The organism is Balneola sp., assembly GCA_003712055.1.
GTDB lineage: Bacteria > Bacteroidota > Rhodothermia > Balneolales > Balneolaceae > RHLJ01.
Window position 1 is genome coordinate 22,943 of the sequence record RHLJ01000006.1, and the last position, 13,499, is coordinate 36,441.

Annotated in this window: 12 protein-coding genes; 5 read left to right on the forward strand and 7 right to left on the reverse strand. The window is 39.7% G+C overall.

The annotated features are described in order from the left end of the window. Positions 1-6: 6 nt before the first annotated feature. The gene (locus ED557_13555; GenBank protein ID RNC79547.1) at positions 7-600 is read right to left on the reverse strand and encodes a hypothetical protein; all 594 of its coding nucleotides are present in this window, start codon (positions 598-600) and stop codon (positions 7-9) included. A 114-nt stretch (positions 601-714) separates the two neighbouring features. Between ED557_13555 and ED557_13560 the strand changes: the two genes are divergently transcribed. Further along, a complete protein-coding gene (locus ED557_13560; protein ID RNC79548.1) occupies positions 715-2,613 on the forward strand; it encodes a hypothetical protein in 1,899 nt (632 codons plus the stop codon). Positions 2,614-2,837: 224 nt separating this feature from the next. Continuing rightward, positions 2,838-4,487: a hypothetical protein gene (locus ED557_13565; GenBank protein ID RNC79549.1), complete on the forward strand. Its 1,650-nt coding sequence runs from the start codon at positions 2,838-2,840 to the stop codon at positions 4,485-4,487. Positions 4,488-5,020: 533 nt separating this feature from the next. Here ED557_13565 and ED557_13570 read toward each other — a convergent pair. Together ED557_13570 and ED557_13575 are read right to left on the reverse strand one after the other, a co-directional pair. Then, positions 5,021-7,651 (reverse strand): FtsX-like permease family protein, encoded by a 2,631-nt coding sequence (locus ED557_13570; protein ID RNC79550.1) that lies wholly within the window; start codon positions 7,649-7,651, stop codon positions 5,021-5,023. Positions 7,652-7,658: 7 nt separating this feature from the next. Next, positions 7,659-8,003 (reverse strand): PadR family transcriptional regulator, encoded by a 345-nt coding sequence (locus ED557_13575; protein RNC79551.1) that lies wholly within the window; start codon positions 8,001-8,003, stop codon positions 7,659-7,661. Positions 8,004-8,254: 251 nt separating this feature from the next. Here ED557_13575 and ED557_13580 point away from each other — a divergent pair, with 251 nt between their 5' ends. The 3 genes from ED557_13580 (at position 8,255) to ED557_13590 (ending at position 10,116) form a co-directional block, all read left to right on the forward strand. After that, positions 8,255-8,665 carry an AraC family transcriptional regulator gene (locus ED557_13580; protein RNC79552.1) on the forward strand — a complete coding sequence of 137 codons (411 nt, stop codon included), beginning with the start codon at positions 8,255-8,257 and terminating at the stop codon, positions 8,663-8,665. A 61-nt stretch (positions 8,666-8,726) separates the two neighbouring features. After that, entirely contained in the window at positions 8,727-8,954 is a 228-nt protein-coding gene (locus tag ED557_13585; GenBank protein RNC79553.1) for a hypothetical protein, read from the forward strand. A 19-nt stretch (positions 8,955-8,973) separates the two neighbouring features. Further along, positions 8,974-10,116 carry a hypothetical protein gene (locus ED557_13590; GenBank protein ID RNC79554.1) on the forward strand — a complete coding sequence of 381 codons (1,143 nt, stop codon included), beginning with the start codon at positions 8,974-8,976 and terminating at the stop codon, positions 10,114-10,116. On the opposite strand, the gene ED557_13595 is transcribed toward ED557_13590, so the two are convergent. The 4 genes from ED557_13595 to ED557_13610 form a co-directional block, all read right to left on the reverse strand. Beyond that, a complete protein-coding gene (locus ED557_13595) occupies positions 10,111-10,890 on the reverse strand; it encodes a purine-nucleoside phosphorylase (GenBank protein ID RNC79555.1) in 780 nt (259 codons plus the stop codon). The genes ED557_13590 and ED557_13595 overlap by 6 nt on opposite strands. Beyond that, a complete protein-coding gene (locus ED557_13600) occupies positions 10,877-11,722 on the reverse strand; it encodes an MBL fold metallo-hydrolase (GenBank protein ID RNC79556.1) in 846 nt (281 codons plus the stop codon). Before ED557_13600 ends, ED557_13595 begins: the two co-directional genes overlap by 14 nt. Continuing rightward, a complete protein-coding gene (locus ED557_13605) occupies positions 11,688-12,686 on the reverse strand; it encodes a PhoH family protein (GenBank protein RNC79557.1) in 999 nt (332 codons plus the stop codon). The genes ED557_13600 and ED557_13605 overlap by 35 nt, the downstream gene beginning before the upstream one ends. Positions 12,687-12,992: 306 nt before the next feature. Beyond that, positions 12,993-13,499, reverse strand: a complete 507-nt coding sequence (locus ED557_13610) for a cupin domain-containing protein (protein ID RNC79558.1) — start codon at positions 13,497-13,499, stop codon at positions 12,993-12,995.

The following is a 13,499-nucleotide window of genomic DNA, read 5'->3' on the forward strand; positions in this document are numbered from 1 at the left end:
CAGCAGTTAGAACGATGAGTAGCAGAATATTTTTTTATCAAGCAAAACAAGAACACTGTTCGCTGCCAGGAAACCAAACACGATGAACATCCCGAAAACGTCTGCAAGTTCACCATTTGGGGTGCCAGCTGCATGAAAGAGGCCGCTTCCAAATCCCAATATCAAGGCTACCACAGTAAATAGGATAGCAGTAATATTTGTACGAATGCGTTGGGCGAGGGGAAGCAGAGCAATCACTAGATAAGCTACATTACTCCATGTATCCGAAGGGGCAATTGGAACTGAAATGGCAACACCTTTTTTATCCTCATAAGAACTCATGTGTGAGCATACTTCTGACTTGGAAGCCGATGGATCACCGACAGCGGCCTGAACACAAGCCGTTCCATTTTCGCAGTACTCGCAACAGTAACCCTTAAGTTGGGGGACAGATCCGTCCGGATAAACAATTTTTAGAGAAAGCCAAAGGGATAGGAATCCTACAATGGTACTTATTACCAGAAAAAGACCAATTCGTTTATGAAACTCTAAATCAAGAAATGCACCCATCATAATACCCTTTAATATGTTAAGTCTAACACCAATAAAAAATATGTACATCCTGCTACCCAAATGCAATTTATGTCTTAACTATCCAAAATCACTGCGCAACAATAACCTAACTTGTTCGATAGAACCCGATCGTTTATTTTAAGCCAATCAATTAATCGGGTTATGTTAGCAATTAGGGTTATTTGGTTCTCCATTTCTCTACTACTTATTATTTCCGGAACAGCCAATGCACAACATGGCCATGGAGCTTCCCAGCTTGATGAGCTCACTCAGCAATTGGAAAACAGTGCGGGTTCCGACCGTATAGAGATTTTGCACCGACTTTCATCAAGAATATCTTTTCAAAATACCCAACTAGCTACCGAATATGCCCAGGAGGCGCTGGATCTATCCAAAGCATTAAATAGTGATAGTCTGATAGCCGAAAGTCATTACTTTTTAGGGTATGCCTTTGCATTTACGGATAAAAAGTCAGCAGCTATAAACAATTTCCTGGACGCTCAAATCATCTTTGAGCGACTTGGAGAAAAGGCGAATGAACTTAGGGTTCTACAGGTGTTAGGTTCTTCATATGTAGATATCTCAGAATATGAGCGAGCTTCAGAACTATACTTCAAATCGCTGGAATATGCCCGAGAACTAGGGAATGAACGCGGTGAGGTTTTTGCACTTACTAAGCTGGGACTGGTTCAGCAAAACCTTGAAGAATACAGAATAGCTCAGCGTTTTTTACACGATGCCATACACAAAGCCCAGGAAATAGGAGATTGGGGAGGAGAATCGATTGCACTTTCAGAAGCTGGATTTCTGGAAGAGAAAAACGGGAATCTTGAGAAAGCAGCGGAGTATTATCAAAAAGCGATATCCTTGTTTAAGGATAAGGGCTACCAGCATGCTGTGCCGCAGCTCATGCTTAACATTGCGAATATTTACCAGGATGAAGACAGGTTATCAGAAGCCCTTGAAATGGCTAACAATGCAGTAAAACTAGCCGATTCATTAGGCAATACGTTTATGGCCTTGCACAACCTTGACGAAGTTGCCGAAGTGTACTATGAAATGGGTAATTATGATCGGGCCACCAATATTCTGGAAGAAGGAATTGAGAAGGCAGAGCAGGCCGGGTTCTCCAATACTACTCAGTTTTTATTGAATAAACTTTCCCATATGCACCTTAACAAAGGTGATTTAGCAGACTCCAGAGACGCGGCCTTCAAAGCTAAAACATTGGCTTTGTCAGTGAATGACTGGAGGATGGCAGAAAACAATATTGAGGTACTTATTCAGGTTGCCAAAGAGACTGGAGCTTATGATGAAGCAACAGCATACCATGAAGAATTAATTGCTGTTCGGGATTCTATTTTAGACGAAGAGCGAGCAAAGAATCTGGTAGAGTTTGAAGCCCGGTTCCGAATTGGAGAAAGGGAACAGGAAATCGCTGCTCTACAGGCCGAAAATGAAAGAAGGAGTATCATACAGGCTTCACTGGTTGGTGGATTGGCTCTCTTTATCGTGATAGGTTTATTAATAGTCAGAAGTCAGCGGCATAAGATTCAAAAAGGAGAGGCAGAACTTGAAGTATCGAAGTTGAAAAGAAAAGAACTTCAACGGGATATTGAGTTTAAGAATAAGCAGCTTACTACTCATAGCCTCAATATGGTGCAGAAAAATGAGATGATGGAAGAAATGAAGGAAAAGGTTGAAAACCTGAAGAGAGAGGTTTCTTCTCGTGAATTAAATAGCCTTTCTCGACTCGTTGATCAAAGTTTTAGCCTTGATGAGGACTGGAAGCAATTCAAGATGCATTTCGAAGAAGTACATTCCGGGTTTTACCACATCCTTAAAGAACGCTATTCCGACCTGACTCCCAATGAAATGAGGCTTTCTGCCTTAGTAAAACTAAATCTTACCATTAAAGAGATGGCTGCCATTCTGGGTATTTCTCCTGATTCCGTTAAAACAGCCCGCTATCGTCTTAGAAAAAAACTGGATTTGAATACCGAGGATAATCTCACCGAGTTTATGATAGCGCTCGAAAAAGAGTCACTTGAGGTTTCATAGAAACCTCAATAAAACCAGTTTTAGCACAAAAAAATTAGGCTGATCACCTAATGTTTACTCCTACCTTAGTGTACCTGTACACCCATTGTTGACGCAAGGACTCGCATCCCACCTGGTCTAACTGCGTAATTTTTACCGCATCAGAAATGAGGCGTCAAGATTGAATAATCACTAAGAAAAATAAACTTAACATTTAGGTAGTAATAACAATGAGACAAATAATAATGGGTGTGCTGATCGTGACGGCATCAGCACAATTAGCTTTAAGTCAGCCTATGCAAGGTGACAAGTTGTTTAAGGCACAACATGCACCTCTATTCGAGGGTATGGGGATGCATGACTTTGAGATCTCTTCTAAAGATGATCTGGCTAGTATTTTCTTTAATCAGGCAATTGCACTTACGTATGGATTTAATCATTTGGAAGCAGCTCGTTCTTATGAACAAGTAGCACTTATTGACCCTAACTCGGCAATTGCATACTGGGGACAGGCTCTGGTATTAGGTTCAAATATCAATGCTGCAATGGAGCCAGCTGCGGTAATACCAGCATACGAAGCTATTCAGAAGGCGGTGAGTCTTAAAAAATATGCATCACAAAAGGAACGCGATTTAGTAGACGCATTAGCTACACGCTATTCTGCTGATGAAACACTTTCTGATCGGACGGAACTGGATGCTGCATACGCTAGAGCCATGAAGAAAGTAGTAAAGAAATATCCTAACGACCCTAATGTACGCACCATGCTTGCGGAAGCACTTATGGTGATTCATGCCTGGGACTATTGGGAAAGTAATGGCCGGCCAAAAGAGTGGACACCAGAAATACTTGAGGTATTAGAAGAAGGATTAGAACAGCATCCAAAGCATGCAGGTCTGATTCACTATTACATCCATGTAGTTGAAGCATCGAAGACTTCTGAAAGAGCACTAAAATATGCCAAGACACTCGAAGATTTGGTTCCGGCGTCTGGTCACCTTGTTCATATGCCAAGCCATATTTATATCCGAACCGGGTTATACCAGGAAGGAGTAGAAGCTAATGAACGTGCTATTCTTGTGGACGAGGATTATGTAAATCAGTGTAGAAGACAAGGACTATATCCATTGGCTTATGTACCTCATAATCAACATTTCCTATGGGCAATGGCTACTCTTCAAGGAAATAGCAAGAAAGCGATAATGGCCGCGGAGCATATGGCTCATCATGTAGATGAAGATAACATGAGAACCCCAGGGCTTGGAACACTTCAACACTATTGGGTAACTCCATTATATGCTTATGTGAGGTTCGGAAAATGGGAAAAGATTATGGCTACTCCTGAGCCAGCTGAAGATTTAGTATATCCAAGAGCAATTTGGCATTATGCCAGAGGTATTGCTTATACCGCTGAAGGAAATACTGATGCTGCGCGAAATGAATTAAAAGCTTTAGATAAACTTCGTGAGGATGCGCGTTTAGAGGGAATCACTGTTTGGGAAATAAACTCAGCTGTTGATGTTCTATCTATAGCTTCCCTTACCCTTGAAGGAGAAATCGAAGGGAAGGATGAAAACTACGATAAAGCGATCTTCATCCTTAGAAAAGCAGTTGAGCTTGAAGACGAACTCAATTATAACGAGCCATCTGACTGGCACTATCCAGTCCGCCAATCTTTAGGGGCTGTTCTACTAAAAGCTAAAAGGATTGCAGAAGCTCAGGAGGTGTATAAAGAAGACCTGGAGATTTTTCCAGAAAACGGATGGTCGTTGTTCGGTTTATACAATAGTTATATCAACCAAGGAGATTACAAGGAGGCAGAGGGGATTAAGATAAGATTGAGAGAGGCTTGGAAATGGGCGGATATAAATCTGGAAGAGTCAAGGGTGTTATAGGAACAAAATCACAATCATACCCTAAAACAATATGTCAAGAGAGTTAAAGCCTAACCACGGTGGTACCCTACCACCGTGGTATTTTTTTAGTTAGTCATCCTTGTAGATATCAGGTAATTCGTTGACAACTCTGAATGCTTGGTTTCATGAATCTATACAAAACTTTCAATCTCAGAGTCATCCCGAACTTGTTTCGGGATCTTTGTGAGGATTGGAACTATAAAGCACCTCAAAAATATAACAAGGAAGGTACCTCTGGTTAATCAACACCCTAAGAGCATCAAACTCTACCTCTGAGCAATGAATTGGTAGTATTCTTCCCGGTGTAAGGGGTAGCGATGAATAGTACATTTCCAGCCATTCCATAAGATCCCGAAACAAGTTCGGGATGACTTCATTAAAAAATGGTTAGAAGTGAATAATGACTCACTGAGTTTAACCAAAACTGTCAACGAATTACCTGACATATACAATCCTGAGCGAAAGCGAAGGATCAGCTGATCCTTCGGCGGCGGCCTCAGGATGACTTTCAGTTACTCACTTCTTAAGCTCTTAATTGGATTAGATAAAGCAGCTTTTATGGATTGATAACTCACTGATACCCACGCTATTCCAAAAACACTAGCTGCAGTAATTAAAATGGTGATAGCGTTTATATTCGTTTTATAGGCAAAACTTTCAAGCCATTTACCCATTCCGAAATAAGCCACTGGAATAGCAATTAAAAGGGAAATGGCTACAAATTTTGTGAATTGCTTAGCCATCATGAAGACCACTTCTCTTACAGAAGCTCCAAGTACTTTTCGGATACCAATTTCTTTCGTTCTCTTTTCTGTGATAAAAGAAGCTAAGCCAAACAGGCCGATTGCCGAGATAATTATAGCCAACAAGGTGGAGTAGTTGAGCAAGTTTTGTGTACTCTGTTCCTGGTAGTACAAACCCTGATAATAACTATCAAAAAAGATGCTGGAGAAAGGGTTCACAGGGTCGAACTTCTCCCAGGTACTTTGAATATGAGCAAGGCTTTCTTCTACATTATCAGGAGAAATTCGGATGGTATAGTAGGTGTACCAATCAGCTGTAGGGATAAATAGCATGATGGGGGAGATAGCTTCTCTAAACGACCTAAAATGAAAGTCTTCAAGAACACCAATTACCGGTGCAGGACCAAAACCAATTGCATCGATTGATATCCTGTGATCAAGAGGGTTTTCCCACCCTAATTGTCTCGCAGCCTCCTCGTTTATCAGTACAGAACCAAAAGCATCGGTAGTAATATCCCTTGAGAAACTTCTGCCCTGAGCTACTTTCATTCCGAAGGTTTCAACGAACTCGTGATCTACAGCAAGTACTCGCATAGGGGGGCGTTGCTCTTCAGGAATCCCTTCAGGCTGACTTGGTATTCCATAATCGGTTCCGCCTGGGAAGTTTGCTGATATAGAAGCATTAATGATATTAGGGTTTCGAAGGAGCTCTTCTTTAAAAGTATCAGCCTGTTCTCTCAAGCTATTATCTCTGATTCTCAATATAACCAGTTGTTCTTTGTCGAAACCAAGATCCTGGTTTTGTACATAATTTAGCTGTTGAATTACAACACTTGTTGCAAGAATCAATGCAGTAGTAATTGCAAACTGGAATACGATTAATCCACTTCTTACTGTGTTGCTCCCGGATATCTTAATTTCTCCTTTCAGAGATTGTACAGGCTTAAATGCGGATAACAGGAAAGCAGGATAGCTTCCGGATAAGATTCCGATAAAGACAATTAAAATGAGTATCCAACTTATAAGCTGGAAGTCAAATAAGTCGGAAACAGTAAAGCTTTGTAGGGTAATTTGGTTGAAAAGATTAAGTGCAGCAATAGCCAGTCCAATTGCAAAAATTGAAGAAATGGCTGTGTATACAATAGACTCACCAAGGAACTGAGCTCGTAGAGTTGATTTCAAAGCACCTGCAGATTTTCTTACTCCTATTTCCCTGGCCCTGTTCATAGCTTTTGCTGTAGCAAGGTTTGTGAAATTGACACAAGCTATAAGGAGAATCAGAAGGGCAATTGCAGAAAATACATATACATAAATGATGTTCGAGTTGGCAGTTATTTCCCTGAATAAATCAGAGTTAAGATGGATATCCGAGATCAACTGTAAGCTTGCGTTATAGTTGGGTAAAGCGTCCTCACTAATATAAGTTGGCAATATCTCCTGGAATTTCTGCGCCACTACATCAGGAGTAGCTTCTTCAGCCAGTAAGAGATAGGTATAAAATTGGTTCCAGCGTATCCAGTCGTCCCTTTCCGGGTGAGTAAGACTTGACATAGAAACCAGGTAGCGGAATGAAATATGTGTATTTCCAGGTATGTCTTCTAGCAGAGCAGTAACGGTATATTCAACTCCATCCATGGTAAGTGATTTACCAACGGGGTCTTCGTTAGGGAAGTAAATTTCTGCAACCTGTTCAGTAAGTGCGACTGAATTCGGATTAACCAGCGCGGTTTTGGGATCACCGCTAATCATTTCATACCCAAAAACATCAAACACCGAAGCATCAGCATAGAACCCAGAAACTTCGTAATTGGAAGTTTCGCCACGTTGTACAATGGGAGTTGTGAAAAAGACAAATCGGGTTACATTATCTACCTCCGGAATATTCTCATTTGCAGTTACTCCCCAGGGACCATTTACCTTTGCAATACCCTGTTGACCAGAAGTAGGGTTCTCATTTATAAGCCTGTAAATCCGGTCTGAATTAGTATGAAAAGTATCATAGCTGAGCTCATGCTTTACATACATCATTATCAAAATGGTAGTAGCTATACCGACTGCCAGTCCCAGAATATTTATTATAGAATATCCTTTTTGCCTGTAAAGCTGACGCAGAGCTACCTTGAAATAATTAGGTATGAGCATCCAAAAAGAAACTTTGGTGCCTTTTATTATAGGTCGCTTTTTGGCTTTGCTAAATTCAGAAGCGAAAGAACTAACAGCTCCTGGGATTTCAGAGGAAGCCCTATTAAATGCTTCTTCTTCACTTAACCCCTCAGATTTTAGCGAGTCAATTTTATCATAAAGATGTGTTTCTAACTCTTCAATTACCCCGGGTTCAAGATCAGGGTGCTTTTTGAGTTTTTTGTGCCACTCTCTTACGGCGTTTTCCAGGTTAAACATAGTTTTATTACTCAAATGATAGTTTCGGATTAGGCCCCCATAGGCTTATTAGGGCATTATGTACTTTCATCCAGCGTTGTTTTTCTACTTGCAGTGCTTCTTTACCTTTTGAAGTAAGGCTGTAGTATTTACGTTTTCGGCCGTTCTCAAGAATAGCCCATCTGGATTGGATCAATCCGTCAGCATCAAGTCGATGGAGAACAGGGTAGAGCATCGCTTCTGACCATTCCCATTCGCCTCCTGAAATCTGCTCGATTTTTTGGATAATCTCGTATCCGTAGCTCTCACCTCTGCTTAAGATGGATAGGATTAATGGTTTTGATGAAGCTGCTTTTAGTTCTCGTGAAATCATGACAAAATTTTTGCGTGCATACCTAATTGTGTTAGGTAAGTTGCAAAAATTTCATACCTAAATCAATTAGGTAAATCAGGATAGTCATCCTGAGCATACCTGCGAAGGATCTAACTGGGTTTAAATATAGTTTGATCCTTCGACTTCACTGATGATTACCAAAGGTATTCGGTTAAAAGACAGGTTGAACCAAAATAAATTTTGAATGCTAAAAATCGTGAATTACTTTTTGTCCGTAACTAAAAAGAAACATGATAGATAGGTTTAAGAGAATTCAAGTAATCAAGGAGCAGTACACTTTAAAGTTTGATAATTGCAAAGAAGAATGGCCAATAGATGTGCAAAGAGTGTATAAGTTTGTACATGAACATTTATTCGAATCTGATCTCAACGTATCAATAGCATTGAAACAATGTTGTATATCAAATAAAAATTTCTCGGGTAAATTTAAACACTACGTCGGGCACGGTTTGAAAAACTACATCCTTCATTTAAGGATTGAAGCTTCAAAAGAAATCTTAGGAAGTATGGAGAAAGAAGAAAACATATGCTGTGCTGGTTTTGAAGTTGGCTTTATAAGCTACAGTGCGTTTAGTAGATCATTTTCTAAAGCAGTTGGAATGACACCAAAAAATTTCAAGGAAAAAATTGAGGAGAATTGAAGCAATAGAATAGTTTAAGATTATTACCCTATTTCTCAACCTCAACTAAATATCTAAAGAGATGAAAAATTTTTTTAAGCTCAGTTCAGTTTTATTAATGTTATTATTCTTTACAAGTGATTCTTTTTCAAATGACCCGGGAGCCTGTGAAATTGGCTTAATAGTTTGTATTAATTCTAACCCTTATGACCCATCTATACCCGACCAATATGCAGCAGCTGTTATTCATGTTATGGCATGTAACACGTCATATTATGCATGTACAATAGCAGAAGCAGAAGGTTTTTAGTTAATTGAGGAGCAGAAAATTGAGAAATCTAAGTTTCATCATTTGCGTAACCTTTCTGTTCCTTTCTTTTTTTCTTGCTACATGTAAAAAAAAGAGCTCTAAGAAGGAGGAGGAAAAAAGTCAGACTTTTTCTTCCTTTGTAGCGAATTTAAATCAAGTTCAAATAGAATCTGAGCAGGAGCCATTTACAAGTGAAAACATCATAATACCATTTCGTCTAGATTTGGATAATTATGGAAATGTTCTAGCTGTTAGTCCTAGTGATTGGAATTTGCAGTTACTTGATAAAAATGGAGTAAGCTTGGGAATTCAAGGTGGTAATGGAATGGGGCCAGGTGAATTTCAAGTGGTTAATTCTATTTATGTAGATGAAAAGAATAACATTTTCATCTTAGATATGAGAGGAAATAAAATTGAATCATATGGTGTCCGAAACGATTCACTTATATACAGAATGGGTTTCTCTCTTCCAAGTTATTATCCATTTCTTATATATGATTTTGCAAAAGTAGGAGATCAGTATTTTGGAATTTTCAAAGATGTTTTTTCCCAGCATTCTGATGGTAAAAATGATCAATCTTTTATTCTATACTCGTTAAATGATAAACTCGAAATGGAAGAGGAATTGTATGTATTACCTACAGGGGTAGTGGCTGATAGAAAGGGAAATGGTATAATGCAAAATGAATTTCTAAGCTATGAGACGTATCGGATATTTAGAAATAGCAAGCTCTTCATAGCTAACTCAAAAGAATTCTCAGTTACAGAAGTTGATTTGGTTACTCGATCAGTAAAAAACTACGATTTAGGATATTTTCCGAAAAGAAAGAAAAAAGAAGAAGAGGTAGACTATATTTTAGATGAGTACGAAGGATTAACAACGATATTCCCAAATGTTGAAAACAATTTAAGAGAGCCGGGGAATTTTCCTCTTTTTAGTGTTTTCGATGTTACCTCTGAATATGCCTACTTTCGTATTTATAATTTTTCGGAGGAGAGCAACAGCCAGATCATTAGGATTAATCTTTCAAGTAATGAAAAAGAATTAATTACAGTATCGAAAAACTTCTATTTCTATAGAGCTACAGATGAAGCTGTATATGGTATATACGAGGGATTAGATAGAAGATATCCTATGCGCATACAATTAGATAATTTATAGCGCTTCAATCAATCCCTTAACAAGCTTAGCAAAAACTTCTTTCTTCGCCTCAGCAGCATCTTTTACCTCAGAATGATCGAGCTTTTGGTCAGTAACACCTGCTGCAGCATTGGTGATTAAGGAAATGGCAGCTGCTTTCACACCCAAACGCTCCGCTTCAATAAGCTCAGGAGCCGTGCTCATTCCTACAGCGTCTCCTCCAAGAAATCGGAAAGCATGGATTTCTGATTTGGTCTCATAGTTGGGGCCGGTTACATAGAGGTAGGAGCCTTTCTTTGTAGGGACGCTTAAAGAAGAAGCAATGTCCCGGACGGATAGGGCAATTTCAGAAAGTTGGGTGCCTGAAGTGATATTCAACTCTTTAGCTGGACTCATAATCGTATCGATTACCATCAGATCACCGACCTGGAAATCCAGGTTTATGCCTCCGGCTGCATTGGAAATAAGTAGTTTATCGGTTTCGAAAGCTTTTGCTAGTTGGACTGGAAGCACTGTTTTTTCTAAATCATAACCTTCATAGAAATGAAATCGACCAGAGAAGGCTAGTACAGATTTATTATTGATAGTCCCAAAGATTAAGGAACCGGAATGCCCTTGTACTGTTGATTGAGGAAAGCCAGGAATTTCTGAGTAAGGGACTGTAATTGGGTTTTCAATTTCACCGCCAAAGCTTCCCAACCCCGACCCCAGAATAACAACAGCATCAATTTTTGATGGGAAGCCTTTTTCCTCAAGAACCTCTTTTATACTTAATACATGCTTAGGAAGGGACATAAGATTCTAGTGCTTCGGTTTGATAACCAGTTTTTTCGTCATACCCCGTAATCTTAACAATGGGATCCTGGTCATCATGAAATCCAAGGACGATATAGCCTTCATCAAAAGCAAGTTTGGCCAACCTCTCTCTTTGAGCCTGACTGGTTTGAGGATCAAAATCATATTTAGCAGCAAATTTTCTATTGATCTGACTCCGGGTTGCTATGACATCTCCAGCCTGAAGGAATTTGTTGGTTCCATCATTAAAAAGAAGAACTAAGTGATGTTCAGTATGACCGCCAATCTTTTCAACAGAGATTTCTGGATAAGGTTGGTCTTGTTCATTCAAAAAGTGTATATCTGCCCGTGCATCAACGAAGGAAAGAAATTCCGTTTTCTCCTCATCATACCATACCTCTTTTGCGGTAGCTCTTTCCCAATCTTTTTCAGAAGTCCATATTTTTGCATCGGGGAAAGTGAGTTCCCAGTACCCGTTCTCCTTATTTGCTAACCCACCAATATGGTCATAATGAAGATGACTCAAGAAAACATCGGTTATGTCAAACTCGGTGAGTCCATGCTCTTCAAGATTCTTTCGAATAAAATGCGGTCCGGTATCCTCACCAAATTCGCCTATCCCACAATCAAAAAGGATATTCCTATCTGGAGTAACAATCAGGAAGGGGTTAAGTGAGATTTTAAGTGCGCCTTTCGCTGGTTGACCATCTTTTGGGATGCGATTGAATATTCGATCAAGGCCTACAGAAAAAGTTCCTTCATAGAGGGCTGCAACGTATGTTTGATTTGTACTCAAATTAGGATTCTTCCTGCTCTTCGTCGTAGCGGTCATATGCATTAATGATATCCTTAACCAGCTTATGTCTTACAACATCTTCATCTCGTAAGTACACAAAGTCGATCCCTTCAATATCTGCCAGAATTTTTTGGATGGAAACTAGTCCTGATTGTTGCCTTTTCGGGAGGTCGGTTTGAGTAATGTCTCCGGTAATAATTGCTCTGCTATTGAAGCCAATTCTTGTCAGGAACATCTTCATTTGTGTATTTGTCGCATTTTGGGCTTCATCCAAAATCACGAAAGCATTATTTAATGTACGGCCTCTCATATATGCCAGAGGAGCAATCTCTATCACATTTTTCGAAAGATGAAGGTTCAGTTTTTCCTGATCAATCATATCCTCTAAAGCATCATAGAGAGGGCGGAGGTAAGGGTCAATTTTTTCCTTTAAATCTCCAGGAAGAAAGCCCAGATTTTCGCCAGCCTCAACGGCAGGTCTTGCAAGAATGATTTTTTGAACTCTGCGTTCTTTAAGGGCTTTAACTGCTAAAGCGACCGAGGTATAAGTTTTTCCGGTACCTGCAGGTCCAATGGCGAATACAATATCATTGGCGGCAGAAGATTTATAAATCCGCTTTTGTCCCGGCGTTTTAGCAAGGATGGCTTCTCCTTTATGAGTATAAAGAATGAGTTCCCCATCCCCTGTATAAGCAGGGTGCTTACGCTCTTTCGCCTGGAGTTCTCCACTTTTAAGTGCTATTAAGGTATTTACATCGTCCTCGGTAACCTTCGACTTTCGCTGAGCTACCTCAATCATGCCTTCTATTATTTCCTTAACAAGAGATACTTCAGAACTAGGTCCGGTTATCTTAACCCGTTCTCCCCGGGCGTTGATTTTAGTTTCGGGAAAATTGGTATCTAGCACTCTTATGTTTTGGTCATGCAAACCAAAAAGTGAAACAGGATCAGTATCGCCAAGCTGGACTACTAACTCGAGTAATGTACGTGCGTCTTCTATGGTCTTTAATCTAAAAGTGAATATGAACTAAAAGGTAAGGATTCGGCAAAATCTATACCAACCAGAAGTAGTAGTACCTAATACAATGAGCTAAAGTAATAACTTATTTCAATCTTTAAATTTAACCCACCCCTCAATCCCCTCCAATGGAGGGGAGGATTGACTTTTGATTATTGAAGAGAGTTGTTCACTTTCAGTAATGAAACTTTATCAAAGAGTTCCCCTCCTCGGAGGGGAAAGGGGTGGGTTAAATAAATTATGCACTAATGCCGGTTTGAATGACTAGAAAATTCTTTAAATCAATAGTCAAAACCTGGTAAGTCGATTTATAATTTGTTCATGGGAGGGGAAGGATTCGATTAGATTTTTTCTGTCAGCTAACTCAAAATCAGAGAAATCAAAACCAGGGGAAACAGTGCATCCAATCAGGGTGTAGCTATTTGGGTCTTCAACCTCAGCAGCAAACCAATACCCCCGGGGAACTGTAAACTGAGGAGATTGTTGATCCCCCAATTCGAGGCCTAATCGATGAAATGAATACTTACCTCGCTCATCAATCATGTGGATAGTCAATGGAGAACCTTCGTAGAAGTGCCACATCTCATCCTGTTTGATTCGATGGAATGCAGAAAAGGTATCCGAAGTGAGAAGGAAGTAAATGCCGGTAGAATAATTTCGAGATCCTTCGAATTCTTCTGAAAGGCTTCCTTCGGATATGCTTCCTTCACTTCTGTAGGTTTCTTTAAAGAAACCGCCTTCTACATGTTGGGAAAGTTCGAGCTTTTCGATGAGCTCATTAACCCTGTTTTGCAT

Coding starts and splice junctions, on each gene's coding strand:
- ED557_13555 (RNC79547.1), bottom strand. CDS start 600: ATGTACATATTTTTTATTGGTGTTAGACTTAACATATTAAAGGGTATT.
- ED557_13560 (RNC79548.1), top strand. CDS start 715: ATGTTAGCAATTAGGGTTATTTGGTTCTCCATTTCTCTACTACTTATT.
- ED557_13565 (RNC79549.1), top strand. CDS start 2,838: ATGGGTGTGCTGATCGTGACGGCATCAGCACAATTAGCTTTAAGTCAG.
- ED557_13570 (RNC79550.1), bottom strand. CDS start 7,651: ATGTTTAACCTGGAAAACGCCGTAAGAGAGTGGCACAAAAAACTCAAA.
- ED557_13575 (RNC79551.1), bottom strand. CDS start 8,003: ATGATTTCACGAGAACTAAAAGCAGCTTCATCAAAACCATTAATCCTA.
- ED557_13580 (RNC79552.1), top strand. CDS start 8,255: ATGATAGATAGGTTTAAGAGAATTCAAGTAATCAAGGAGCAGTACACT.
- ED557_13585 (RNC79553.1), top strand. CDS start 8,727: ATGAAAAATTTTTTTAAGCTCAGTTCAGTTTTATTAATGTTATTATTC.
- ED557_13595 (RNC79555.1), bottom strand. CDS start 10,890: ATGTCCCTTCCTAAGCATGTATTAAGTATAAAAGAGGTTCTTGAGGAA.
- ED557_13600 (RNC79556.1), bottom strand. CDS start 11,722: ATGACCGCTACGACGAAGAGCAGGAAGAATCCTAATTTGAGTACAAAT.
- ED557_13610 (RNC79558.1), bottom strand. CDS start 13,499: ATGCAAAACAGGGTTAATGAGCTCATCGAAAAGCTCGAACTTTCCCAA.